At 31.8% G+C, this 26,379-nt stretch carries 20 protein-coding genes; 7 read left to right on the top strand and 13 right to left on the bottom strand.

Features of this window, described 5'->3' with window-relative positions; translation table 11 throughout:
• Positions 1-12: 12 nt before the first annotated feature.
• The 4 genes from K324_RS0105360 to K324_RS0105345 all read right to left on the bottom strand — a co-directional run bounded on the left by K324_RS0105360 (position 13) and on the right by K324_RS0105345 (position 9,310).
• Positions 13-507, bottom strand: coding sequence for a pyridoxamine 5'-phosphate oxidase family protein (locus tag K324_RS0105360; protein WP_084533559.1), 495 nt, complete (start codon positions 505-507; stop codon positions 13-15).
• Positions 508-545: 38 nt separating this feature from the next.
• The gene (locus K324_RS0105355; protein WP_026748246.1) at positions 546-2,216 is read right to left on the bottom strand and encodes a formate--tetrahydrofolate ligase; all 1,671 of its coding nucleotides are present in this window, start codon (positions 2,214-2,216) and stop codon (positions 546-548) included.
• Between the two features lie 1,033 nt (positions 2,217-3,249).
• Positions 3,250-7,647: a PolC-type DNA polymerase III gene (locus K324_RS0105350; protein ID WP_026748245.1), complete on the bottom strand. Its 4,398-nt coding sequence runs from the start codon at positions 7,645-7,647 to the stop codon at positions 3,250-3,252.
• Positions 7,648-8,425: 778 nt separating this feature from the next.
• Positions 8,426-9,310, bottom strand: a complete 885-nt coding sequence (locus K324_RS0105345; RefSeq protein WP_026748244.1) for a fructose bisphosphate aldolase — start codon at positions 9,308-9,310, stop codon at positions 8,426-8,428.
• Positions 9,311-9,556: 246 nt separating this feature from the next.
• Between K324_RS0105345 and K324_RS0105340 the strand changes: the two genes are divergently transcribed.
• Positions 9,557-10,276, top strand: a complete 720-nt coding sequence (locus K324_RS0105340; RefSeq protein WP_026748243.1) for a YebC/PmpR family DNA-binding transcriptional regulator — start codon at positions 9,557-9,559, stop codon at positions 10,274-10,276.
• A 117-nt stretch (positions 10,277-10,393) separates the two neighbouring features.
• Positions 10,394-11,122 carry a tRNA1(Val) (adenine(37)-N6)-methyltransferase gene (locus K324_RS0105335; protein ID WP_026748242.1) on the top strand — a complete coding sequence of 243 codons (729 nt, stop codon included), beginning with the start codon at positions 10,394-10,396 and terminating at the stop codon, positions 11,120-11,122.
• Between the two features lie 257 nt (positions 11,123-11,379).
• On the opposite strand, the gene fucO is transcribed toward K324_RS0105335, so the two are convergent.
• The 8 genes from fucO to K324_RS0105295 all read right to left on the bottom strand — a co-directional run bounded on the left by fucO (position 11,380) and on the right by K324_RS0105295 (position 19,606).
• Complete coding sequence (gene fucO, locus K324_RS0105330; protein WP_026748241.1) at positions 11,380-12,528, bottom strand: lactaldehyde reductase; 1,149 nt, start codon at positions 12,526-12,528, stop codon at positions 11,380-11,382.
• 210 nt (positions 12,529-12,738) lie between these two features.
• Positions 12,739-14,007, bottom strand: coding sequence for a UDP-N-acetylglucosamine 1-carboxyvinyltransferase (gene murA / locus K324_RS0105325; protein WP_026748240.1), 1,269 nt, complete (start codon positions 14,005-14,007; stop codon positions 12,739-12,741).
• Positions 14,000-14,599, bottom strand: a complete 600-nt coding sequence (locus K324_RS0105320) for a DUF1694 domain-containing protein (RefSeq protein ID WP_026748239.1) — start codon at positions 14,597-14,599, stop codon at positions 14,000-14,002. The genes murA and K324_RS0105320 overlap by 8 nt, the downstream gene beginning before the upstream one ends.
• Positions 14,600-14,789: 190 nt before the next feature.
• The gene (locus tag K324_RS0105315; RefSeq protein ID WP_026748238.1) at positions 14,790-15,209 is read right to left on the bottom strand and encodes a hypothetical protein; all 420 of its coding nucleotides are present in this window, start codon (positions 15,207-15,209) and stop codon (positions 14,790-14,792) included.
• A gap of 5 nt (positions 15,210-15,214) precedes the next feature.
• Positions 15,215-16,219 (bottom strand): tyrosine-type recombinase/integrase, encoded by a 1,005-nt coding sequence (locus tag K324_RS0105310; protein WP_026748237.1) that lies wholly within the window; start codon positions 16,217-16,219, stop codon positions 15,215-15,217.
• Complete coding sequence (gene recN, locus K324_RS0105305) at positions 16,195-17,874, bottom strand: DNA repair protein RecN (RefSeq protein WP_026748236.1); 1,680 nt, start codon at positions 17,872-17,874, stop codon at positions 16,195-16,197. Before recN ends, K324_RS0105310 begins: the two co-directional genes overlap by 25 nt.
• A gap of 91 nt (positions 17,875-17,965) precedes the next feature.
• The gene (locus tag K324_RS0105300; protein WP_026748235.1) at positions 17,966-18,808 is read right to left on the bottom strand and encodes an NAD(+)/NADH kinase; all 843 of its coding nucleotides are present in this window, start codon (positions 18,806-18,808) and stop codon (positions 17,966-17,968) included.
• Between the two features lie 318 nt (positions 18,809-19,126).
• A complete protein-coding gene (locus tag K324_RS0105295) occupies positions 19,127-19,606 on the bottom strand; it encodes a hypothetical protein (protein ID WP_026748234.1) in 480 nt (159 codons plus the stop codon).
• A gap of 315 nt (positions 19,607-19,921) precedes the next feature.
• On the opposite strand from K324_RS0105295, the gene efeO reads away from it, so the two are divergent.
• From efeO to K324_RS0105270, 5 genes are all read left to right on the top strand, one after another.
• Complete coding sequence (efeO, locus tag K324_RS0105290; protein ID WP_026748233.1) at positions 19,922-20,803, top strand: iron uptake system protein EfeO; 882 nt, start codon at positions 19,922-19,924, stop codon at positions 20,801-20,803.
• Positions 20,804-20,929: 126 nt separating this feature from the next.
• Complete coding sequence (efeB, locus tag K324_RS0105285) at positions 20,930-22,168, top strand: iron uptake transporter deferrochelatase/peroxidase subunit (protein WP_026748232.1); 1,239 nt, start codon at positions 20,930-20,932, stop codon at positions 22,166-22,168.
• The gene (locus K324_RS0105280) at positions 22,146-23,837 is read left to right on the top strand and encodes an FTR1 family protein (protein WP_026748231.1); all 1,692 of its coding nucleotides are present in this window, start codon (positions 22,146-22,148) and stop codon (positions 23,835-23,837) included. Before efeB ends, K324_RS0105280 begins: the two co-directional genes overlap by 23 nt.
• 36 nt (positions 23,838-23,873) lie before the next feature.
• Positions 23,874-24,587 (top strand): twin-arginine translocase subunit TatC, encoded by a 714-nt coding sequence (gene tatC, locus K324_RS0105275; protein ID WP_026748230.1) that lies wholly within the window; start codon positions 23,874-23,876, stop codon positions 24,585-24,587.
• A 2-nt stretch (positions 24,588-24,589) separates the two neighbouring features.
• Entirely contained in the window at positions 24,590-24,787 is a 198-nt protein-coding gene (locus tag K324_RS0105270) for a twin-arginine translocase TatA/TatE family subunit (protein ID WP_026748229.1), read from the top strand.
• Positions 24,788-25,273: 486 nt separating this feature from the next.
• On the opposite strand, the gene K324_RS0105265 is transcribed toward K324_RS0105270, so the two are convergent.
• Positions 25,274-26,350, bottom strand: coding sequence for a site-specific integrase (locus K324_RS0105265; protein ID WP_026748228.1), 1,077 nt, complete (start codon positions 26,348-26,350; stop codon positions 25,274-25,276).
• Positions 26,351-26,379: the final 29 nt, after the last annotated feature.

Below are 26,379 nucleotides of genomic sequence, written 5' to 3'. Positions count from 1 at the left end.
AAATTTTTTCCTCTACTCATGCTCCTTACAACTCATCTCCTCAACCACAAGTTTAAACACACAAACCGCCTTCAACATTCTTTCATCAAATTCCCAGTTAGATTTTCCTGTATTTTTCTTCATGAGTTCCAGCAACGCCTTCATTTTTTCCTGCGAATCTTCAATAATCTCAACTTTCCCATTTCCGATTACACTTTGAAATCTGGCGGTATAATTGCAGGCTTTATCGCCTTTTGTGTAAATTTCGTGATTTGTGTCAAGTTCAAAGCCTGCATGACTGTTTTTTCTTATTATATCGAGTTTTCGTCCTGTTCTCGCACCGTGAAAGTAAAATGTATAGTTTCCATTTTCTTCGGTGAAGCCAAAATTTAATGGAACAATATATACCTTTCCGTTATCGTTTAAGCCAAGACGGCAACAGTCACAGGCTTTTACGATTTCCTTTATTTTTTCGTTGTCTGTAATTTCTCTGTCCCGTCTTCGCATTTTTACTTTTGTATTTTCCATTTTTATGTTTTTCCATTCTATTATATCTGTATATTAAATTAAAATAATCCTGAAATTACCCCATTCTCATCAATATCAATCAACTCCGCTGCGGGCTTTCTCGGTAATCCCGGCATATCAATAATTTCTCCAGCCATTGCTACCAAGAATCCTGCTCCAGCTGATAGTCTTACTTCGTTGATTGTAATTGTGAAGCCTGTTGGTCGTCCTAGCAGATTTGAGTTGTCTGACAATGATTTTTGTGTTTTTGAGATACATATTGGCAATTTGTCGTAGCCGTTTTCCACGTATTTTTTGATATTGTTAAGTGCTTTTGGTGCAAAGTTCACTCCATCTGCTCCGTAAATTTCTTTTGCAATTTTTTCAATTTTTTCCTGAATTGACAAGTTCAAATCATAGAGCGGAGTGTATTTTTTATCTGATTTTTCATTCTTTTCAATGGCGTTCATAACTTTTTCCACAAGTTCTTTTCCACCTTCTCCACCTTTTTCCCAAATTTCGCAGTTGGCAACTTCCACGTCCATTTTTGCACAGAAGTCTTTTATCACTTGAATTTCAGCGTCAGTATCAGTTATAAATTTGTTGATTGCCACAACAACTGGTAAATTGTACTTTTGCATGCTTTCAATATGTTTTTCAAGGTTTATAAGCCCTTTTGTCAATGTTTCAATATTTTCCGACTTCAAGTCCTTGTCTCCGCCGTGATGCTTTAACGCACGAACTGTCGCAACAATTACAATAACGTTTGGCTCCAAGTTTCCAAGCCTAGCCTTTATATCCAAAAATTTCTCAGCCCCTAAATCAGCTGCAAATCCAGCTTCCGTAACTACATAATCAGACAATTTCAATGCCATTTTTGTAGCCAGCAGCGAATTACATCCATGTGCAATATTCGCAAAAGGCCCACCGTGAATAAATACAGGAGTGTTTTCTAAAGTCTGTACCAAATTAGGCTTTATCGCATCTTTTAACAATGCTGCTACTGCCCCTTGAATATTAAGCTGCTTAACTTTAAGCATTTCCCCTTTTCTGTTGTATGCGAAAACTATTTCGCCAATTCTTTCCTTCAAGTCAGTAATAGAGTCAGCAAGACAGAAAATCGCCATAATTTCCGAAGCAACCGTTATCTGAAACGAATTTTCACGAGGCACGCCATTCACTTTTGGTCCAAGCCCAACGACAATGCTTCTCAAATTTCTGTCGTTCATATCAAGCACACGTTTAAAAGTAATATTATTCACATCAATATCAAGTTCATTTCCAAAATGTATATGATTGTCAATGCACGCAGAAATCAAGTTATGCGCAGCCGAAATTGCGTGAATATCCCCCGTAAAATGTAAATTTATCTCCTCCATAGGAACCACTTGCGACATTCCACCGCCAGCAGCTCCACCTTTCATCCCAAACACAGGCCCTAAAGACGGCTCTCTAAGTGCCGCAATCGACTTATATCCAAACTTGTTCAACGCCTGAGTCAATCCAACAGTAACAGTAGACTTCCCTTCCCCCGGAGGCGTAGGAGTAACAGCCGTCATCAAAATCAATTTCCCATCTTTTTTCCCTGCATTTCTTTTTAGCACTTCCAAACTAACTTTAGCCTTATATTTCCCATAAGGCTCAAAATCATCCTCCATAAGCCCAATACTTTCTGCAATCTCACTGATTTTTTTCAATTTCGCATTTTGAGCGATTTCAATATCTGTCATCCTAACATCCTCCTGTATTTTTTATTATTTATATAAAAATCGAAAAAGTCATGTTAATTAAAAGACTTTTCCGATATTCATTTATAATTTGTTCATTTTTTATAACTTTTTCTTTAGAAATTCATATTAGTTACTAATTTCTACAAGTGAGGTTATTTTCCTAAATTAACCTACAATTCTAATTAACATCAGCTTCTCATAAATACATCATATTATATCTTTTTATAATTGTCAATATTTTTAACAGTAATTTGTCTTTTGTATTTTTAAAAAAAACTGTTTTTACAAGGATAATATGAAACTTAATCTTCATTTTTGGAAGAATGCAAGGTAACGGAGAATTAAATTATATTAAAGATGGCAGGTAAAATATAGATAAACTTCTATAACAATTAATTTGGTAGTCTTGTAAATCTAATTTTTAAGTATCCATCTTAAAAATTTTTATAATTTTATTTATAAATATACGATTAATAAATGGTTTTTTAACGTAAGGGCATCAGATGCCATGCCCTTTTTCGCAATAAGAGTTATTTTTACATAAATTCAGTTTTAATTTTACAAAATTTATGGCAAAAGAAATACATTCGTATTTAGTTATTTTTCCTTTAACTAAATTTTGCTTATTTAATATTTTCCAAATACAAAAACCTAGAATTTAAATATAATAATCTCTATAATCTAATATTTTCAAATAATTAAAATATAATTTTCATTTTTCAAACAGATTCTAGTATAAATAAATCGTCGGAGCATTTTTCTTTGCTGTCAAAACTGTCTGAGCATAGCAAGTTTTTGGCAGTGCAGAAAAATGTCGTAGACTAGCCATAGGTTATTGCGTAGCAATCTTGCCATAATTTTAATTATTAGGACAAACCTTTACTGCAAGATAAGGATTTGCGACAATGAACAATCCTATTATAAAAATTTATTACTATTTTTAAATGGTGTTTAGTATAATATATTTTATACTTAAAAAATATAGATTAAAATGTTGTCAATATTGAAAACGCAATTGATTTTGTATTATTTTCTAAAATAATGTCTGCTGATTTGTTGCTGACAGATCCTTCAAACATCCATATTCTTTCATCAGTTCCACAATCGTTTTATTCAATTTTGTACGTTTTACTAAATCTTCGATTGATAAAAAGTCAACTTTTCGTTCAGAAACAATATTTTCAGCAACAGCTTCCCCTAGTCCATCCATTGCGATTAATGGCATTCTGATTTTGCCGTCCTGTATTGTGAAAAGTTTTGCTTCTGATTTATAGATGTCAATTTGTTCCAGTTCGATTTTACGGTAGTGCATTTCAATCAAAATTTCGTATAGAAATAATTCCTGCTTTTCTTTAGCATTTAAGTTTCCTTTTCTGTCCATTTCTATTTTTGCACGTTTCAATTCTTCTACTGGTCTGAACATTGTTGTCATTTTAAAATCTCCAACTTTTCTATTTAGGAAAGCTGTGTAAAATTCTATTGGATAATGCACTTTAAAATAAGCGATTCTTACTGCCATCATTACATAAGCCACCGCATGCCCTTTTGGGAACATATATTTTATTTTTTCGCATGAATCAATGTACCACTGCTCTACACCGTGTTCCTTCATCGTTTTAGAATATTCATGCCACTTTTCACGATTTTTAGTAGGCTGTCCTTTTCTTACAAATTCCATTATGGAAAAGGCTAATGATTTATCCAGTCCATCGTCAATCAGCTTATTCATAATGTCATCCCGCACTGTGATAATCTGACTCAAGGTTGCAATTCCACTTCTTACGTAGTCCTGTGCATTATTCAGCCAAACATCTGTTCCGTGTGAAAGTCCAGAAATTCTGACTAATTCCGCAAAAGTTTTTGGACGTGTGTCAACTAGCATCTGTTTTACGAAAGATGTACCAAATTCGGGTATTCCTGATGTACCTGTCGGAGAGCCGATTTCATCTGGAGTTACACCAAGTGCCTCTGTACCGCTGAATAAACTCATTACTTCCTTATCATCAAGCGGAATCGTATAAATATCAACACCTGTCAAATCCTGTAAAATTCTAAGCGTTGTCGGATCATCGTGTCCCAGTATATCTAGTTTTACAAGCTGTTCGTCCATTACGTGATAATCAAAATGGGTTGTCTTGGAAGCTGATTTCATATCGTTTGCTGGACGCTGGATTGGGCAAAAATCATAAATTGACTTATCCTTTGGAACGACTATCATTCCGCCAGGATGCTGTCCAGTAGTTTTTCTCGCACCTTCACAGCCTTTTGCAATTCTCATAACTTCCGCTTTTCTTTCTTTTATTTCAGGCGTTCCTTCCACTTCTTCAAGATACTTTTTCACATATCCAAAAGCATTCTTTTCAGCAAGCGTAGAAATCGTTCCAGCACGAAAGACGTTGTCGCTTCCAAACAGCTCTTCTGTATATTTATGAATTTCTCCTTGATATTCCCCAGAAAAGTTCAAGTCAATATCTGGCACCTTATCTCCATTAAATCCCATAAATACTTCAAATGGGATGGCGTGTCCATCTTTTATATATTTTGTACCACATTCTGGACAAGTTTTGTCAGGATAGTCAACTCCACTTCCTTCCTCGTTCATAAATTCCGTATGCTTACATTTAGGACATCTGTAGTGTGGATAAAGTCCGTTCACTTCGGTAATTCCCATAAGATAGGCAACTATTGAAGATCCAACCGAACCACGTGAACCTACAAGATAACCTGCATCCACCGATTTATGCACAAGTTTCTGTGCAATCAGATAAAGCACTGCAAATCCATTTTGAATAATCGAATTAAGCTCCTTTTCCACTCTTTCCTTCAGGCTCTCATCAATGTTTTCCCCATAAAGTTCCTCAAGTTTCTTATAAGTCATTTCCCTTACTTCATCTTCTGCTCCGTCAATTTTCGGCGGATAGAATCCAGTTGGGATTGGATGCACCTGTTCTATCATATCACTAATTTTATGCGTATTTTCCACAACAACTTCCTGAGCCGCTTCTTCTCCCAGATAATTAAATGCCTCCAACATTTCTTCGGTAGTTTTAAAATACAATTTTCTGTCAAAAAACTCATATCCTCTAACTCCCTCCGAAGTTTCAGTTTTCCACATCGTTCCGCTTCCCAAAAGAAGAACATTCCTGTTAATTGCTTCACGCTCTTCAAGATAATGTGCATCCCCTGTGGCAACTACAATTTTATTCTGACTTTTTCCAAGTTCGTAAAAATACTTGTTCATTTCCTTTATTATATCGTAACTTTCAATTTCCTTGCTCGTTCTTTCCACCATGTCAGCATAGTTTGTATGTGGATGAATCTCAATATAATCATAAAATCTCGCTTTTTCCTCAATATCATCTTTTTCCGCCCCACGTAAATAAAGATTTACAAGTTCTCCCTTATTTCTTTCAGAAGCCGAAGCAGAACTTGCAATTAACAGATTTTCCCTCATGCTGTTTAACAGAGTTTTCGGTATTCTAGGTCTTCTCATTCCAAAAAATTCTATGTTGGAACGTGATACAAGCTCGTACAAGTCCCGAAGTCCCGCCTGATTTTTTACCAGAATCATAGTGTTCAATGTTTCAGAATTTTGAATATTTGGCTGTAAATCCGTATTAATCTCAATCAATTTCAAAATCCCTTTACTTAAAATCATATTTAAAAATTTCTGAAAAACTTCCGCAGTAGCCTTCGCATCATCAACAGCCCTATGGTGAGTTTCAAGCGTAATCCCAAAATATTTTACCAAATTAGCAAGTCCATATCCTCTCGAATCAGGAAGCAATGTTCTAGCCAAAGGCAACGTATCAATTACGCTCGGAGAATACTCAAGCCCTTGCTCAATAGTTTTTTGCTTGATAAATCCCACGTCAAATTTCGCATTGTGGGCAACTACCGTTGTATCGGTACAAAATTCTAGAAATCTTGGAAGTACAGTTTCTATTTTTTCAGCATTTGCAACCATTTCATCAGTAATCGTTGTAAGTTCTGTTATTTTTGGAGGAATTGGAATTTCAGGATTTACAAATTCAGAAAATTCTCCAATAATTTCCCTTCCACGCATTTTCACAGCCCCAATTTCAATTATCTTGTCATTAAACGGATCAAATCCTGTCGTTTCAATATCGAATACAACATAAATTTCATCTTCAATCATCTTATCCTTAGGATTGGTAATCAAGTCCTGTTCGTCATCAACTACATACGCCTCCATCCCAAAAATAACTTTAAAATCCTCATTTGCCTCCTTAAACGCAAACGGAAATGAATGCACTACTCCATAATCTGTCACAGCAATCCCACTATGTCCAAATTCTTTAGCCCTTTTCGCATAATCCTTGATTGACATAACTCCGCTCATTTCACTCATATTCGTATGTGCATGAAGTTCTATTCTTTTTTTCGGAGCGTTGTCCTCTTTTTTCACATCTTTAGATTCAATAACTTCCACTCTTTGAGTTCTGACATATTTTTCCCCACTATACATATCCGCCTCAAAACTTCCAGTAACCTTTACCCATTCCCCAAGTTTTACCTTAATATCCTCATCCGTGTTAAAAAATATTCTACAGCTAACAGAATCTGTATAATCTGTAATCATAAAATCACACATTAACTTCCCATTTTTAGTTTCCTTCATATCCACATTAAAAATTTTTCCTTCTAGTGCCACATCATCGCCATTGTTCAAAATATCAAGTGTAGAAAACGACATAGCATCTAAATCAGGAATTTTTTTCCATTTGTAATTACCTTTATTGTTGCCTCCATTAGCATTCCCGCCATTTGAATAACCGTTTCCATTATTTCCATTATTAAAATTTCCATTTCCTCCATATTTGCTGCCATTACCATTACTTACACTAGCATTTTCATACTTTGGAAGTTCACTTGCCTTTACCGAATTTAATTCATTTTGAGCCTTAATCTTAGCCTTCACTTCCTCAAAATCTCCATTTACAAACTCAATTTTTATCGAATTGTCCATACATTCATAAATTTTTCTTGTAAGTTCTTCCTTTGCCTCAGTTCTTCTTGCCTCTTCTATCAAATGGTGCGATGGTAATTTTATAAACACCGTACTTTCCAAACTTTCCACTTCATAACTTGCAAAAATATACTGATATCTCTTGCTCTCATGCTTATAATTCTCAATCGCAAATTTTACAAACCCAACAACATCCTTCTGTATCAACTCAGGATTAACATCCATCTTAATCTTCAATTTCAACCCATTCTCAAAACTCTTATAAAGCAGTTGCCTCAAGTCCTGTATCTCACTATGTGCAACCAGACTATTCACTTTTATAAATATCTCCATCTCCCTTTTCCTAGAAAACAGATTAACATACTCAATCTCAAAATTCTTAATTCCATATTTTCTAAAAAAATCTTCTGATGGCTTAACCTTCAAATACTTCGTACTCATTTTTCTATCTATACCCCCTATTTCTTTTTCTATTTTTTATCAAATAGCTTTAAATCAACTTCTATTCTCAAATCTTTTCACTAAGTTATTTTCTTGATTTTTTTTTAATTATTTTAGTTAATAAAAATTTTCTATTAATTTATATTTTACGTAAAGGGGATCAATCGCCATCCCCTTTACAATCCCGGCTTGTCTAAGCATTTTTTGAAAACAAAATCGAAACTCGCTACGTAAAACTTCGCTCAAACAGTCGATTTTATTTCCAAAAAATCACGACACTTTTTAGTTTAATCATAACAGGTAATTTTATTAAAAAGGTTTAGATTATAACAAAATAAACTTTTTTAATTTTAATAAACCGACAGAGCTTTTATTTGTTCAACTACGACTGTTTGACGACTAAAAGGAGGAGTTTCGGAGTTGGGCAAATAAAAGTCGTAGTCTAGCCATAGGTATTGCGTAGCAATCTTGCCGCAATTTTAATTATCAGGATAAACCTTTACTGCAAGATAAGGATTTGCGGCAATGAGCAATCCTGCGAAAATATAAAGAGAAAAAACATAAGTAAAAATAGTAAAAACTGTTATTAACAAAAAAATATAAAAAAATTTAGAAATCAACTTAATTGCTGATTACAAAGAATAAATTTAATTTAAATAAATCAACTTTATTATATAATTTTTACAATATTTTAGCAATACAATTTCCAAAAATAAAAACTGACTCATCTTCCTTAAAACAAGCCAGTTCTTATATTCAATTTATTTTTTATACAAAATTATTTTACTGAAGCCTCGTAAATTCCTTCGATTGTTGCTTCTAAAGTTTTGTTAAATTCTTCATCACTTTGCTGTGCTGACAATCCTTCAGTTAATGCTCTTGAGAAACTTGCGATTATTCCTTTATTTTTTGAAAGAATTTCATTTGCTTTTTCTCTTGGGTAACCTCCTGATAATGCTACTACTCTTACAACTCTTGGATGTTTTGTCAAATCTTCATAAAAGTTTTCAACTGTTGGCAATGTTACTTTTAACATAACATTTGAAGTTTCAGGCAATTTATCAAGATGCTTTTTAATTTCATTTTTTAATATTGTTTCACATTCTGCTTTATCAACATTGTGAATATCCACTTCTGGTTCAATTATTGGAATAAGCCCTGCTGCAATAATTTTGTTTGCAATTTCAAACTGCTGATCTACAACTTTTGCAATTCCAGCTGGAGATGCCTTTTTTATAACAGAACGCATTTTTGTTCCAAAAATATGTCTTTCATTTGCTCTTTTCAAAAGGTCATCCAATTCTGGCATCGGTTTCATTGTTTGAACCCCATCTTCTAATTCTTCAAGTCCTTTGTCAACTTTCAAGAATGGCAAAACTTTCTTTTCTTCCCACAAGAAATCTGCTGTATATTTTCCATCAATTTTTCTATCCATAGTTTGCTCAAATAAAATAGCACCCAAAATTTTTGTATCGTTAAATGCTGGACTTTTTATAATTCTAGTTCTCATTTTATGAATCAAGTCAAACATCTCTGCATCATTTGAATACTCACTTTCGTCAATTCCATACAATTTCAATGCTTTCGGAGTGCTTCCTCCACTTTGATCCAATGCTGCAATAAATCCTTTTCCATTTCTCATTTTTTCCAATCTTTCTTTCATCGTAAATCCCTCCTAAATTAAAATAATTTGATTTACAAACTTTTTATCTCTATCTTTATCATAGCACTTTTTCTAAAAAAGTCAATTAAAATTTATAAATAAAAATTAGCAATATACAAACGAACTTTAATTCAAGCCAAGAAATTGCTTTTTAAATATATTTCTCAAAATTTCCTTTAATTTCCCCATTGATTAGACTTTTTTTTTATGATATAATTTTTCATATAATTAATTTAGGAGGAAAAAATGGGAAGACATGGTACAATAGCTGGGCGTAAGGAAGCACAGGATAAAAAAAGAGCCGCATCATTCACAAAACTTGTCAGACTTATAACAGTGGCAGCAAGAGGCGGAGAAAATCCTGAATTTAACGTTGCCCTAAAACATGCAATCGAAAAAGCAAAGGCAATTAATATGCCTAATGACAACATTAACAGAGCAATCAAGAAAGGAGCTGGAACTGACGGTTCAACAGCCTTTGAAACATTAAATTATGAAGGTTATGGCCCTGCGGGAGTTGCAATCATTGTAGAAGCTCTTACAGATAACAAAAACAGAACTGCTTCATCTGTAAAAATGGCTTTTGATAGAAATGGCGGAAACCTTGGAGTTTCTGGATCAGTTTCATATATGTTCGGAAGAAAAGGCGAAATCATTATTGAAAAAACTGATGATATTGATGAAGAAGCACTAATGGAAGTGGCACTTGAAGCTGGAATGGAAGATATGGAAACTCTAGAAGATAGTTATTATATCACAACTGAAACAGCGAACTTTGACGCAGTAGCAGATGCTTTAAGAAACGCAGGATACACTTTGCTTGAAGCAGATATTCAATATTTGCCATCTATCGAAGTTGACACTCTTGGTGAAGAAGACTTGCAAAAATTAAGAAAATTAATTGACACTCTGGAAAATGACGATGATGTCCAAAAAGTTCATCACAACTACGCTGGAGAACTATAAAAAATATTTATAAATTTTAATTGCGGAATTAATTTCCGCATTTATTTTTATCATAAATTGGAATATTAAAAATGCAACATTTAAAAAAATTTAGTATAAAAAAAGGAGCTACATTTTATGAAAAAAACTGGAGAAGAAACAATCACTCCAATAAAAAATATGAAAATCATTCAGCGAAACGACTTTCAAAACTTCACGCTTGATTCTGTTTTACTTTCTGATTTTGTAAAAATTAACCGGAAAACTAAAAAAATTCTTGATATTGGCACTGGCAGCGGAATTATCGCATTACTTCTGGCACAACGCTCAAAAGCACAAATCACAGGTATAGAATTACAAGAAACAATGGCAGAAATTGCAAAAAGAAATATTGAAAATAACAACTTTGAAAATCAGATTCAGATAATAAATGAGGATGTTAAAAATTACAAAAATATTTTTTCTCGTGATGAATTTGATACAATCATTACAAACCCTCCGTATTTTGAATTTACTGGCGACATTTCCCAGACAAACGATTTAGAGCAGCTAGCAAATGCAAGGCATAATATCAATTTGACACTTGAAGAAATAATAAAAATTTCTTCTTACTTATTAAAAAATATGGGTAGTTTCTCAATCGTATTCCGAAGTAAACGCCTAGCAGAAGTTCTATCACTTTTACAAAAATACAATTTAGAACCAAAACGAATGAAAAACTGCTATACAAAATGGAATGAAAATTCAAAAATTTGCCTTTTAGAAGCAATAAAAGACGCAAAGAAAGGATTTTCTATTGAAATGCCAATTTTTGTTTATGATGAAAATGGAAGAAGAAGTGAATATGTTGAGAATTTGTATAAATAAAAAACATCAAAATATATTTTTTTATTTTCTTTAATATTTAGATAAACAATTATTTTTTAGTTTTATAAAATGAATTATTATTAATGAATATTTTTCCAATAATTTATATATTTTTTCTTTTTTTTAAGCAAAGGGGAACAGTCGCCATCCCCTTTGCAAACCCGGCTTGTCTAAGCATTTTTTGAAAACAAAAATTAAACTCGCTTCGCTCAAACAGTAATTTTTATTTCCAAAAAATCACGACGTTGATAATTTAATTATAATAATTTCTTATACAATTCTTTTATATCTTCTAAATTTGTATCTCGTGGATTTCCACCTGTACAAACGTCATTTAATGCAGATTCAGCAATAAAGTCCAAATCCTTTATATCCATAATTCCTTTTAAGTTGTCTGGGATTCCAACATCGTTTGCCAGTTCCCTTACTTTATCAATCGCAGCTTTTCTATATTCTTCTGGCGACATTTTTCTTGTATGTTTTACACCAAATGCTTTTGCAATATCTCTAAATTTTTCTCCAGTAAATTCAGCATTGTATTCCATTACAGTTGGAAGAATTATCGCATTTGCAATTCCATGCGGAGTTCCATAAAATGCTCCCAATGGATGAGCCATAGAATGTACAATTCCAAGTCCCACATTTGAAAATCCCATTCCAGCTATATATGAAGCCAGTGCCATTTTTTCACGTCCTTCAGGTTCATTATTCACAGCACTTCTCAAATATTTTGCAATTAGTTCGATAGCTTTCAAATGGAACATATCCGTCATTTCCCAAGCCGCTTTTGTCGTAAAGCCTTCAATTGCATGAGTTAAAGCATCCAGTCCAGTCGCAGCAGTCAGTTCTTTTGGCATGCTCATCATCATCGCTGGATCAACAATTGCTATAATTGGTAAATCGTGGGGATCTACACAGACAAATTTTCTGTCTTTTTCAACATCTGTGATTACATAGTTAATTGTAACTTCTGCAGCAGTTCCCGCTGTTGTCGCAACAGCGATAATTGGTACGCATCTATTTTTAGTATCAGCAACACCCTCAAGGCTTCGTACATCTGCAAATTCAGGATTATTTATAATAATGGCAATCGCCTTTGCAGTATCCATTGGTGAACCTCCACCAATCGCAATAATATAGTCAGCACCTGAAGATTTGTATTTTTCAACACCATCTTTTACATTTTCAATAGTCGGATTCGGCTGAATATCAGAAAAAACTTCATATTCTAAATTTTCCTTATCCAGCAAATCTGTAATTTTTGACACTCCACCAAATTTTAAAAGCCCCTTATCTGTACATATAAACGCTTTTTTGAATTTATTTTTCTTCACTTCATCTCCAATATGGTTTATTGCTCCGAAACCATGATATGAAATTTCATTTAAAATAATTCTTTGTGCCATTTTTTCTACCTCTTTTCAAATTTATATTTTTTTAATAAACATTTCTACTTTAATTATACGACACTTTTTTCACTTTTCAAGTCTAAATGATGTATTTTATTTTAAATAATAGAAATTCTGGGTTGATACTAAACTCTATTTAAAAAATAGAAACAAAAAAAGTCCTCATAACTTTAAGGACTTTTAATGATTTTAAAATATTATATTCTATTAAATATCTAGTTTAACTCTTTCAATTTGAGCACCAACTGTATTTAATTTTAGTTCCAATTTATCATATCCTCTGTCTATATGGTAAACTCTGTTTACAATTGTTTCACCATCTGCTGCAAGTGCTGCTAAAACCAGTGCCGCTCCCGCTCTCAAGTCTGAAGACATCACTTCTGCACCTGTTAACGGAAGCCCTCCATTTATAAAGGCTACTCCATGTCTTATGGTAATATCTGCTCCCATTCTGTTAAATTCAGGCACGTGCATGAATCTATTTTCAAATACAGTTTCTTCCATTGAGCTTCCACCATTTACAAGGGTTTGAAGCAGCATCATTTGAGGCTGCATATCTGTTGGGAATCCAGGATGTGGCAATGTTTTTATTTTTGATGGTTTCAAGTCTTTTGCTTTTCCTATTACAGTCAAAATATCTCCATTTTGCTCAAATTTTACTCCCATAGCTTCCAATTCTGATTTGAAAACTCCCAAATCTTCAAGTCTTGCGTCCTGTATTTTTAAATCCCCTTCTGTTACTAATGAAGCAATTACATAAGTTCCTGCCTCAATTCTATCTGGCATAATTGAATATTCCACAGCGTGAAGTTCTTCAACTCCTTCAATTTCAATATTTGGTGTACCAAGTCCTGTAATTTTAGCTCCCATTTTATTCAAGAAGTTTCCTAAATCAACAATTTCAGGCTCTCTTGCCGCATTTGAAATAACAGTTTTTCCAGGTGTTTTTACCGCTGCCATCATAATATTCTGTGTAGCTCCAACACTTGGGAAACCTAAAGGAATTTCAGCACCTTTTAAATTATCTGATTTTGCGTGAATATATCCGTGAACCCTTGTAATCTCAGCACCTAACATTTCAAAACCTTTTAAATGTAAATCAACTGGACGTGAACCAATCGCACATCCTCCAGGCAACGAAACGACAGTTTCATCCAAATTCGCAATCATAGGCCCCATTACTAAAAATGATGCTCTCATTTGCTTTACAATTTCATAACTTGCTTCGTTTCTTTTAAATCCATTGTTTATTATTCTGTAAGTGTTATCATCTAGTTTTTCAGTTTGCATTCCCAAATCTTCAAGTAATCTCATTGTTACTCTTATATCACGTAAATTTGGAACATTTCTTAAAATATATTCTCCTTTGGCAACAAGTGTTGCGATAATTATTGGAAGGGCTGCATTTTTTGCTCCACTTACTTTAATTACACCGTTCAAAGGTGTCTTTCCTTTTATTCTAAATCCATCAACCACGTTTTTTTCCTCCTAATTTCTGACATATCGGACATCTTGATCCAAATAGTTTATCCATAAAAGTTAATTCTTTATAATTTTTTGCATATTCTGGCATTTCTTTATTTATAATATCCATATGAAAATCACAAATTGCACTTTCCATCGCCTCATAATATACATCCGGCAAATGTTTCAGATGGCACATCTCCAATTTTGATGTTACCACAATTTCATCTCCAGCTTCATGTGTAATTGCGTCCTTTGCCACCACTACAAGTGCTATTTGCCCTGAACAGACTAGATTATCTATCATTTTATATGGTATCTTCTTCTTTTTAGCTATTTCAATATATTTTTTTATATCATCAAAGTCTGCGTGACGTGAAATTACCATTTTTGCCACATCTTTATTTTCCAAAGCCTCTTCTATTTCATAATAAATCCCTTTTTCCTTTATCTCATCAAAAGTAAGAGCCTTTATAATTCGTTCTTTATATTCTCCAAGGAATAAACTTTTTTCAGCTTGTGCATTTACAGCTCTATCAGTTGCATCTTCCATACATTTCATAACGTCATCTGTTCCATAATTTCTATTAACGCTAATTTCCATTCTATTTCTCCAATTCTAAATATTCAAAATCTTTTTTTTAAATTCATTATATTTTGTCATTATACTACTTTTTTTTACATTTCTCAACTATTTTTTCTAACTTTTACATATTTTTAATAAAATAGTTTAAAAATGCTATTTCTAATGGTTTTTTTAGTGTTTTTTCAAAGAAATTTTTGTATAAGAAAAATTAAAAAATTAACATAGTCAATACAAAAACTACCTTAAATATAAGAAATATCTGAATAAATTTAGTTATTTTAGGTATTTCTTCTCTTCCTTCATCTTTTCTTACAGAAAAAAATAAAAGCGAAAAGAGGATTGCATATAAAACAGCACCTATAATAGAAATGTTAAATGTATACAAATAAATTACTTCCATTAAAAGAAAGGCATATATTTTAAAGGTTGTTCTTTTACTTGTAAAAAACATATTTATCAAATTATAGTTTGCATACATATATAATAAAATTAACATAATAATTCCTAAATATTCTGTTATTATATCCATTTTTTTTATTACTAGAAATACAAAATATGTTACTATTGTAATTAATAATACTCGTAATTTTTCATCCTTGTGTCGTTTTAATTCACGATTTTCCTTCATTTTGTCTAGTCATCTCCTAACTTTATGTTATCATAAATCATTTTCAGTTTGGACTTTTCCACATGTGTATAGATTTCAGTTGTTGTAATGTTGGCATGTCCTAATATTTCCTGAACGATACGCACGTCTGCACCATTTCCAAGTAAAATTGTCGCAAGTGAATGTCTAAAAATATGCGGATAAACATTTTTTTCAATTTTTGCATTTTTCGCAATCGTCTTCAAATCCTTCCAGAACTTTTCCCGTCGTGTATTTGGAAAAATCTTAAAACTTTCACTCGCATTTTTCAATTTTGGCCTGTAAATAGTCAAATAATTTTTTATTTCATTTTCAAGACTGTCATAAATCGGTATTATCCGGTATTTTGAACCTTTTCCAAGCACCTTTATAAATTCATAGTCCTGATTTTCCACATCCTTTACTTCCAGATTCAATGTTTCTGAAATTCTTGCTCCAGTTGCAATCAGAATTTTAATAATCAGCTTATTTTGCATTCCTTCAGGTGTATGTGGACAGTTATCCACGATTTGCTTCATTTCCTTTAATGTTAAAATTTCAGGAAGTCTCTGCTCACGTTTCAAAGTTTTTACCATTCCCGTCGGATCTTTTTCCACATCCTTATTCAAATAGCAGAATTTATAAAATGTCTTTAGTGCCGAAACTTTTCTCAAAACCGAATTTCTTCTCAATTTTTCATTCAATTTTTCTATATATTCAAAAATATCCCTTTCTTCAATTTCAAAAAAATTTTTTTGAACAAACAGAAAAAACTGTATCAAATCCCGATTATATCCAGTAACAGTGTTTTGGGAACTTCCCTTTTCAAATTCCAGAAAATCAAGAAATTCCCTGATCTGCATTTTATTTTCACGTGATATTTTTTTCTTTTTCCCTTTTATTTTTTCTTCTGAATTAGTTTCATTATTTTTTTCCTCAGTATTGGAAATGCTTTTGATTAAATCTAAATTTCCATTTTCCACATTTTCTATATCAATACTTTTTTGTCCCATAGCCCCATTATCTCCTTAGCGTGATTAACAGACGCTTCCGTAATGTTATCTCCTGAAATGATTCTTGCAATTTCCCTTACTCTTTCTTCTGTATTTAATTCCCGTACTTTTGTTTCTGTAAAGTTATTTTCAATTTCCTTTTTAATGAAAAACTGCTGCTGTGCCTTTCCAGCAATCTGTGGCGAATGCGTTACACAGATAATTTGCGTATTTCTTGAAAGCTCCCGTAATTTTTCAGCAACTCTTCTGACAGTTTCCCCAGAAATTCCAGTATCAATTTCATCAAAAATCAGGACAGAAATATTGTCAACCGTAGAAAATACCGTTTTAAGAGCCAGCATTATACGCGAAATTTCTCCGCCAGATGCTATTTTGGCAAGCGGCTTAAACGTTTCCCCAACATTTGTCGTGATTAGAAATTCCGCATTATTTATCCCATGAGCTGTAATTTCCTCCGTCTTTGTAATTTCCACTTTAAATTTTGCATTTTCCATATTTAAGTCGCTTAACTGAATGTCAATTGTATTCTGAAGGCTTTCTGAAATTTCCATACGAATCTCACTAAGTCTTTCGCTATCGACAAAATATTGGCTTACCAGATCTTTTTTCTGTGCTTTTAAGTCTTCCAGCTCCTCATTTTCAAATTCTACAAGTGATAAATCCTTTTCAATTTTATCCCGATATTCAAGAATCTCCGTAATTGTCGAACCATATTTCAATTTCAGTTTATTTATCGCATTAATTCTTTCTACAACTTTTTCCAACCTGTCATCATCCAACTCAACATCTCCAGCCAGATTGTCCACAGAATATGAAATATCTTCCACTTCATACAAAACTGACTCAATTTTATCATACAGTTCGCTATACGACTCAGACAAGTCTGAAAGCTGCTCCAGATTTCTTCTCGCTCTACCAAGTGCCGTTAAAATCGAAAATTCACCTTCTTTTAACAATTGTGAAGTTTCATCCAGCTTTTCATTTATTTTTCCGGCATTAAATAATATTTTATACTCTTCTTCCAGTTCCTCATCTTCATTTTCCTCTAATTCCAAACTCTCAATTTCATTGAACTGAAATTCCAAAATATCCTTCTTTTCAGCAATTTTTGCCTTTTCATCTTCGATATTTTTTATTTTTGCATTCAATTTTTTTATTTCACTTACATTTTCACGTATTTTTTTAGAAAGTTCCCTTCCTTCGTCATCCAGAAATCTGTCCAGAAGATGCAGATGATACTCATCATTTAATAAGAACTGATGTTCATGCTGTCCGACTAAATCAATAATATTTACCATAAGTTCCTTTAATCTTGATAAAGTCAACCTTGCCCCGTTCACTGTTATTTTCGACTTTGCATTCCTGTCAAAATATCTAGTTATAATAAGCTCGTCATCTTCAATTTCAAATCCAAGCTCATTCAGCCTTCTCTTCTGATTCTCATTCAACTCAAAGACACCTTCTGCAAAAAGGCTGTCTTCCCCATTTCTAATCATATCAGCATGACTTCTTTCACCGATTAATAGTGAAATTCCATCCAAAATAATTGATTTCCCGGCTCCTGTTTCTCCAGTCAACGCAATAAATTTCTCATTAAATTCCAAATCCAGATTTTTTATTATTGCTAGATTATTTAATCTTAATTCCCTTAGCATTTCTTTCCTTTCACTATTTTATTTTTTTTAACTTTATTTCCTAATTATTTCAGACAAATAATATTATAAATTTTAAAAAATTAACAAATAATTACAATACAGAATCTCCCCATTTTAGTTTTTGTCTTAAAATACTGTAATAATCGCTATTTGTCGGTTTTACTATTTTAATTTTTTTCTTTGATAATCTTGCAGACACTAAATCATTGGGCTGTATCTGAAACCACTGATTCCCGTCAATATTCAAATGAACTGAATCATCTCTTGAAGTTGCCTTAAAACTAAGAACTTCGCATCCGTCTACGATAATTGGACGGGCTGTCAAACTTTGTGGAGCCAGCGGCGTTATTGAAAGAGCATTTAGTCCAGGATGAACAATTGAGCCTCCCGCTGAAAGTGAATAGGCTGTTGAGCCTGTGGGAGTTGCCACAATTATTCCATCAGCCCTGTATTTGTTCACAAAAACATCATTTGAATACACCTCCACCTGTATCAGATGTGCCTCATGTCCGCCCTTTGTTATTACAAGTTCATTTAACGCATAAAAAGTATTATCCTCGTATTTTACTTCAAGAAAAGCCCTTTCTTCCAGCTTATAATTTCCATTTTCATAATCCTGCAACATTTTAACCGCATCCTGTGGTTTCACTTCCGCAAGATAACCAAGAGAGCCCATATTTATCGCAAGAACCGGGATATTTGTCGTAATTGCCTCTTTTGCCGCAACTAGCATTGTTCCATCTCCACCAAGTGAAATTATCAAATCTGCCTTCTCCACACCAAAAACTTCCTGAATCTCCCTTTCCTGTAAATAATCATAAAAATTTTTCAATAATTCTTCATTACCATATCCACTTTTTATAATTCTTACCTTTTTTACTTTATTTTTTTTATCCAAATTATCATTATTCTCCGTTTTTTCAAAATTTTCCATAATAAACCTTCTTTTTCTTTAATTAAAACATTCTAAAATTAAATACTAAATTTTAACATTTAAAAATTTTTACCTTTGTGAGTTATTGTATCATTTTTAAAGATTTTTTTCCATCAGTTTTAAAAAATATTTTTATTTTACATCAAAAAAATTATGAGTCAATATCATAAAAAATAAAAACTCATAATTTATAATCTTATATATTCTAAATAAACTTAATATTTATGTTATTTTAAAATTAAGTGTGTAAATTGCTATAATTACTCTCAACTCCTAATTTTTCTATAAATGTATACTTAATTATAAATATTATTTCAATTATTTTAAATAGAAATATTCATTTGGATTGTAATTTTTATGAGAAGATTTATAATACCCCAGTTTCTCTCCAAAAAACGTACTTTTTCCTTTTTTCAAATCATTTAAAAGAGATTTTGAATATTCCTTTCCTAAAATATGAATTGTTTTGATTTCGGCATTATCAGGTATTTGAGGATGATCCCAATTGATTTTCTTCTGCGGATTCACTTCTATGCAAGCTGCATAAATGTTTATATGGCTGAGATTAGAATCTTTATAAAAGGTTCTATAAGTTGATATAAGACATTGCTGATTTTTGATATAATTCATACTTCCATTTTTCATATCCTGTTCTATATTTTCCGGTAATTTCTCAAATGGAATTTTTTTTGTAAATAAAATACTATCAGCTTTAAATGAAGTGCTTTTAGCAAAAATATTAAACGAAACAAAAAACACACAAAGAGTAAATAACAGTTTTATACTATTTTTCTTCATAACCTCTCTCCTTACTTTATATAAAAAATATTTTAACACATATCAAACTACTTTAAAACCAAATTTGTATATGAATTTAGTTTATTTGGATATATTTTATCATTCCGTATTCATTTTTTCAATATATTTTCCTTTTATTCTCATGTGTGTTTTTGAAACTTTCTAACGTTTTTATAATATACACTGAAATCTCCTTAAAATAAAAACTATTATATTGATAATAAAAAAATTTGTAAATCAAATATTTTCACTTTACAAATAAAAGAATAAAAAGTATAATTGTATAACAAATTATAAACTAGGAGGAATTTTTTTATGAAAAAAATGGGAGTATTATTACTTATTGGAGCATTAGTGCTGATAAGTTGCGGAAAAAGCAATGGAGCAAAAGAAGATAACAAAGCTGGAACAACAGCTGGGCAGACTACTAATCAGGAAAAAACCGATTTGAGCAAAGAAACTGCTGAGTATAAGAAATATGTTGAAAATCAGATTGACATGCTTTTAAAGGACACAGAAAACTTTGCACAATTATTGAAGGATGGAAAATTGGATGAAGCTAAGAAAGTTTATCCATTAATTCGTATGGCTTATGAAAGATCTGAACCTATTGCTGAAAGTTTTGGAGAATCTGACATTAAGATAGATTACCGTCTTGTAGACTTCAAAGAGGAATTTAAAAAGGAAGACGGATGGAAAGGGTTCCACAGAATTGAAAAAATATTATGGGAACAAAATACTACAAAAGGTACTGAAAAATATGCAGATGATCTTGTAAACGACATTAAGGAACTAAAGGCAAAAATTGCTACAATTGAAGTAACGCCTGATTTAATGGTTACAGGAGCAATCGACTTATTAAATGAAGTTTCAACTCAAAAAATCACTGGAGAGGAAGAAGTATTCTCACATACTGATTTATACGACTTTAGAGCAAATATTGAAGGAGCTCAAAAGATATTTGAACTATTCAAACCTAAACTGGAGAAAAAAGATGCTAAACTTGTAGCAACTTTAGATTCTGAATTTAAAACAGTAAACGAACTTCTTGATAAATACATGACAGATGACAAGCATTACAAACTGTACACAGAATTGACAAAAGAAGATACAAAAGCTCTAGCAGAAGCTGTTACTAAACTTGGAGAACCTTTATCGCAAATGGGAATCGTAATAGACGCAACTCCTAAGAAATAATGTACTTATTCGGTAACTAATATGTTTAAGTATTATTAGATAAGGAGTTAATTCTCTTTGTTAAAATTAACGTTTAGATTATCGAACACATCTTAAAATAACTTACAGTATAAAAGAGGTAAAATAATGAGTGACGAAAATGATAAAAAATGGTTTGATAAAAAAATATCACGTCGTGATTTTCTTAAAAAAGCTGGAATGGTAGGAGCTGGAGCCGCAATTGGAGCAAGTGGAGCTGGTGCAATTTTTGCAAATATGTTTAGTGGCAAGACAAATCAAATTGTTGGAAATGAAGAGATTTCATTTTATGGAAAACATCAGCCAGGAATTGCTACCCCTGTTCAGAAAAATGTCTATTTTGCGGTATTAGATTTACATTCCACGGATAAGGAAGAGATAAAGCAGATGTTCAAGGACTGGACTGATTATTCTGAAAAACTTATGAAAGGTGAACTTATCGCACCCGAACTGAAAAATCACCTTGTCCCTCCTATTGATACAGGAGAAACAGTAGGATTAAATCCATATCGGCTAACAGTAACTTTTGGAATAAGTCCTTCTTTTCTTGATAAATTAAAGCTGGATAATAAAAAATTAGATGAATTTAAGGATTTACCACATTTTCCAAGAGATCAGATAAAAGATAAATATAAAGGTGGGGACATCTGTATTCAGGCATGTGCCGATGATGCACAAGTGGCATTTCATGCTGTGAGAAATCTCGTAAGAAAAGGACGTGCGTTGATTAACTTGAAATGGACTCAGGCTGGATTTCTACCCATTGGAAATGGAAGGGAAACTCCAAGAAATCTTTTTGGATTTAAAGATGGAACGGAAAATCCAAAAAATAATGACGATTTCAAGAATGTTGTATGGTATGATAAAAATAACTGGCTCAAAAACGGAACTTTCATGATAGTAAGACGTATTCAGATGCACCTTGAAACGTGGGACAGAACTAATTTACAAGAACAAGAAAACACATTTGGAAGATATAAGGAAAGCGGAGCTCCATTTGGAGAAACAGATGAATTTGCTACAATTGATATAAATAAAAAAGGCTCTGATGGAAAGCCAATTCTTCCGATTGATTCACACGTTTACCTTGCCAAAAAAGCTGATGTTAAAATAGCACGACGTGCTTTTTCATATTCTAACGGTATAGACGAAGTAAGCGGACAGTTTGATGCGGGACTTTTATTTATATGTTTTCAAAAACATCCTGAGCAATTTATAAAAATTCAAAACAGTCTTGGAAATGAGGACAAATTGAATGAGTATATTACTCACGTTGGAACAGGTATTTTTGCATGTTTCGGCGGAATAAAGAAAGGAGAATACATTGGGCAGAAATTATTTGAATAAAATAAGCATAATGCTATTTTTGTGCTTTATGATATTCTTCACAAATGCTATTGCAAAGGAAAATTATAGTGAACTTTACATAAAAATTACAGATACAACAACTGCAATAAGAAATAATAATCAGAACGAAGCAAAAAAACTTTTTTCTGAAATCAAGGAAGAATTTAAAAAAGCAAAAAATTCTGATTCAACGCAAGGAAAAAAAGTACAAGAACTTTTAAATAGAGAAAAATCAGCATTGTCAGAAGATGACTTGAAAGAAGTTACAACGGCATTATTAGCTTTTGAAAAGGAACAGAATCCCGTTAACGATAACGAGGAAAAGAAAAAATTTCAGTCAAGAATGTATCCTGCTTTGGAGGTACTGGAAAAGGCAATCCAGTCTAAAGATGTAGAACTGATGAAAAAGGAATATCTAAAATTTAATGGGGTATGGACTAGAAATGAAAGTTTTATAAGAAGCAGAAGCATATCTTACTATGGAAAAGTGGAAACTGCGATGTCGTTTCTTAGAAGTTCAATGGAAGTAGAGCCTTTTGACTATGATAGTACTGTGAATTCTTTTAATGAACTGAAGTCAGCTATACAGGATTATCTGGATGGAAAAAAAATAGAAAATAATATTTCAAGTACAATCACATTGAAGGAAACCGTGGATATGCTAAAGGATGCCTTAGATGCTTTTAAAACAGGAGATAAAGCCAAAGGGCAATTAAAAGTTAAGCAATTTATTCAAGTATGGCCAACAGTTGAAGGCGATGTAAGTACAAGAAATTCAGCATTATACACAAAAGTGGAAACACAAACACCTATAATTATGGTAAAAGGTGCTGAAAAAAAATATCAGGAACAATTACAAGGTTTAATAACAGAATTGTCACAAATTGATACAAAAGCACAATATACCTTTGTTGACGCAATGTTTATACTCCTTCGTGAAGGTGTGGAAGCACTTCTTATCGTTTTAGCATTAGTAAGCAGTCTGAAAGCTGCTAATCAGAAAAAAGGATTACGTTGGGTATATACAGGAGCTGCTACAGGAATTTTAGCAAGTATCATTATAGCATTTGTACTTCAAGCACTATTCCCTGCCGTATCTTCAGGAACGAACCGTGAAATTCTGGAAGGATTTGTAGGAATATTTGCAGTTATAATGATGATTGGTATTGGATTCTGGCTACATAGCAAGTCATCCCTTAAATCTTGGAAAAACTACATTGACAGAAAAATGGACATAGTTTTAAGTACAGGAAGTTTTATTTCAATGTTTGTACTTAGTTTTCTTGCGGTATTTAGGGAAGGTGCTGAAACAATTCTATTTTATGCGGGAATTTTACCGTTAATTTCTTTGCAGAGCTTGATTATTGGTATCGTGAGTGCTATACTAATATTAGTTATAATCGCATTTGTACTAATATACGCTTCTTCAAAAATAAAAATACATCAAATATTTCTTGTATTGACATGGACGATATATTTCCTTGCGTTTAAGATGCTTGGAACAAGTATTCATATGCTGCAAGTTGTAGGAATTTTACCACTACATGTAGTAAACTTTATTCCAACGGTAGAGATTTTAGGAATTTATGCAAATATGGAAGTATTTATTTGCCAATTAATTTTAATAACTATAATTACATTTGCAACTTTTAAAAGAAAAGATAAATAGGTTTTAAATATTTTTAACATCGGAAAGGAATAAAAAATGTCTAAAATTGATGAACAGACTATTATAGAACATCTAAGTGAATTTAGGAAAAGACTTATTGTAACAATCATATTTTTTATAATAGCCTTTCTGATAAGCCTAGTATTCTGCTCTAGTATTTACAAACTATTAACAGCTTCTTTTAATCAGAAATTAGTTGTTCTAGGGCCCAATGATATTTTGAGCATTTATTTGATGCTGGCTGGAATATGTGCCTTCAGTCTGACGCTTCCATTTGCAAGCTATCAGATATGGGCATTTGTCCGTCCTGCATTGGAAGAAAGAGAAGCCAAAGTAGTTTTATCCTATGTTCCTGCAACCTTTATACTGTTTATTACTGGTCTATGTTTTGGTTTCTTTTTCATAACGCCTGCATTATTAAACGTGCTTCTTTCATTTGGAGATGATTTGTTTAATATACAGCTTACAGCAAACAGCTATCTGACATTCATAATTCATACTTCCCTTCCACTTGGAATAATATTTGAACTGCCAGTTATTGTAGCCTTTTTAACATCGCTACATATTTTAACTCCGCAATATCTAATAAAAAACAGAAGATATGGATACTTCATTTTACTGGTACTCGCAGTAGTCTTAACGCCTGCCGATTTTATAAGCGACTTGACAATGGCAGCTCCCTTAATTCTGCTGTATGAAGCAAGTATCCTTGTCTGTAAATATATTTATAATAAAAGGAGGAACGACTGAAAATGGGAATTTTTAGAGATATTGGAGCACCAGGGCTTATAGTCCTTATACTCGGTGCATTACTTATTTTTGGACCAAAGCGTCTGCCAGAATTAGGAGAAGCTATTGGAAAAATGATTCGAGAATTTAAAAAATCTGTTTCTGGGATTGATTTGGAAAAAGATGACAAAACTACAGAAGACAAAAAAGAAAATAAATAAAAAATTATGTTTCCATAGTTATTTGTATTTCTAATGTAAGGGCATTACAAACATTACGCCCTTACAATTTTTTTTATTCAAAATATATTAATCTATTTTATTTTTAACGATTTTTTTTGATAGTCAAATTAATTATTATGATTGAATTGAAATATGGTGACTATAAAGAAAGAATGTCTAATCTCATTAGTATAAAAAAATATATCTAAACAAAATAATTTATTTTAAAAAAAAACTCAAAAAATTAATTTTGAGAGTAATATTATTATTTTTGATTAACTTATTTAGAATGGCGCACCTGACAGGAACTAACTAAATCTTTCAGATTTTAACAAGTATCATTTTTATTGTATTTAATAATTACTATTTTTAAATTTTTTCCCAAAAAATAAGTTTTTAATTTTTTTTGTCGCCAATTTGTCGCCAAAATTTAAGCTACATTATAGAATTTCTCAAAGTTAAATTTTATGATTCCATAAATTATTCTTAACTTTGAGAATCTTGTTTTATATTATCAAGTATATTTATCAGTTTATCTTCATTCCCGTCCATTAAGTGGGCATAAGTGTCTAAAGTCATTTTTATGCTTTCATGGCCAAGTCGTTTTGAAATAACAACGATATTTACACCTTCATTTAAAAGTAAACTTGCATGACTATGCCTAAAATCGTGTAGTCTAATATTTTTTAAATTATATTTTTTAACTATAAAATTTTTACAACGATGTATATTGGTTCTACTTGTTGTAAATATTCGTTCTATATTTTTATCATAAATAGAATCTAAATATTTTTTTATAATCTCAGACAGAAAATTTGGAATTTTTATTATACGAATAGATGATTTTGTTTTGGGAGTTGTAATATACTCCTTATTTTCAATTTTCTGATAGCTCTTGTTAATTTTTATGGTGTTGGTATATAAATCTATATCTTTTGAATTTAAAGCCAAAATTTCCCCAATTCTGGCTCCTGTATAGTACAATAAATTAAAGATTGTGTTTAATTCAATATTATGAACATTTTCAATAAAAACATTAAATTCATTTGGAGTCCAGATTTTGATTTCTTCTTTTTCCTGAAGTAAAGGAGAATCATGAACTAATCCAGCTTTAATTAAAGGATTTTCACGAAGATTATAAAATTTTGTTGCATAATTAAAAATAGCACTCAATTCTTTTTGTATTGTTAAAAAATAAGATTTCTTATAGTTATTTTCTAATTCTTTGTTTTGCCAATTTCTTATCATTAATGGAGTAATATCACCAATTAAAATTTCACTAAAATATGGAATTATTTTATCATTTATTATTTTTTCTTTTCTTTTATAAGTGCTTACTTTTATTCTGCTTTTAACATCGCCCATATATAATCTCACAAGTTCTTTAAAAACTATGTTTTCAGCCTTTAAATTAATATTGGCCAAAAAATTTATTTCCCATTCTTTTGCTTGTTTTGCAGTTTTAAATCCTCTTTTTTTCTTCCTTCGGGAAATATTCATCTGATCTCGGTAACGAAATTCACAATAAAATGTTCCACGTTTTTCATCTTTTTTTACACTCATAAGAAAATTTCCCCCCTTTCATTTTAAAA

Source organism: Leptotrichia trevisanii DSM 22070, assembly GCF_000482505.1.
In the GTDB taxonomy this organism is placed as follows: domain Bacteria; phylum Fusobacteriota; class Fusobacteriia; order Fusobacteriales; family Leptotrichiaceae; genus Leptotrichia; species Leptotrichia trevisanii.
Note: the sequence above shows the minus strand (reverse complement) of the source record. Positions and strands in the feature narration are given on the sequence as shown.

What these genes read in the sequence shown, in the direction of transcription:
- K324_RS0105360 (WP_084533559.1), bottom strand. Translation starts at nt 507, where the DNA reads ATGGAAAATACAAAAGTAAAAATGCGAAGACGGGACAGAGAAATTACA.
- K324_RS0105355 (WP_026748246.1), bottom strand. Translation starts at nt 2,216, where the DNA reads ATGACAGATATTGAAATCGCTCAAAATGCGAAATTGAAAAAAATCAGT.
- K324_RS0105350 (WP_026748245.1), bottom strand. Translation starts at nt 7,647, where the DNA reads ATGAGTACGAAGTATTTGAAGGTTAAGCCATCAGAAGATTTTTTTAGA.
- K324_RS0105345 (WP_026748244.1), bottom strand. Translation starts at nt 9,310, where the DNA reads ATGAAAGAAAGATTGGAAAAAATGAGAAATGGAAAAGGATTTATTGCA.
- K324_RS0105340 (WP_026748243.1), top strand. Translation starts at nt 9,557, where the DNA reads ATGGGAAGACATGGTACAATAGCTGGGCGTAAGGAAGCACAGGATAAA.
- K324_RS0105335 (WP_026748242.1), top strand. Translation starts at nt 10,394, where the DNA reads ATGAAAAAAACTGGAGAAGAAACAATCACTCCAATAAAAAATATGAAA.
- fucO (WP_026748241.1), bottom strand. Translation starts at nt 12,528, where the DNA reads ATGGCACAAAGAATTATTTTAAATGAAATTTCATATCATGGTTTCGGA.
- K324_RS0105320 (WP_026748239.1), bottom strand. Translation starts at nt 14,599, where the DNA reads ATGGAAATTAGCGTTAATAGAAATTATGGAACAGATGACGTTATGAAA.
- K324_RS0105315 (WP_026748238.1), bottom strand. Translation starts at nt 15,209, where the DNA reads ATGAAGGAAAATCGTGAATTAAAACGACACAAGGATGAAAAATTACGA.
- K324_RS0105310 (WP_026748237.1), bottom strand. Translation starts at nt 16,219, where the DNA reads ATGGGACAAAAAAGTATTGATATAGAAAATGTGGAAAATGGAAATTTA.
- recN (WP_026748236.1), bottom strand. Translation starts at nt 17,874, where the DNA reads ATGCTAAGGGAATTAAGATTAAATAATCTAGCAATAATAAAAAATCTG.
- K324_RS0105300 (WP_026748235.1), bottom strand. Translation starts at nt 18,808, where the DNA reads ATGGAAAATTTTGAAAAAACGGAGAATAATGATAATTTGGATAAAAAA.
- K324_RS0105295 (WP_026748234.1), bottom strand. Translation starts at nt 19,606, where the DNA reads ATGAAGAAAAATAGTATAAAACTGTTATTTACTCTTTGTGTGTTTTTT.
- efeO (WP_026748233.1), top strand. Translation starts at nt 19,922, where the DNA reads ATGAAAAAAATGGGAGTATTATTACTTATTGGAGCATTAGTGCTGATA.
- efeB (WP_026748232.1), top strand. Translation starts at nt 20,930, where the DNA reads ATGAGTGACGAAAATGATAAAAAATGGTTTGATAAAAAAATATCACGT.
- tatC (WP_026748230.1), top strand. Translation starts at nt 23,874, where the DNA reads ATGTCTAAAATTGATGAACAGACTATTATAGAACATCTAAGTGAATTT.
- K324_RS0105270 (WP_026748229.1), top strand. Translation starts at nt 24,590, where the DNA reads ATGGGAATTTTTAGAGATATTGGAGCACCAGGGCTTATAGTCCTTATA.
- K324_RS0105265 (WP_026748228.1), bottom strand. Translation starts at nt 26,350, where the DNA reads ATGAGTGTAAAAAAAGATGAAAAACGTGGAACATTTTATTGTGAATTT.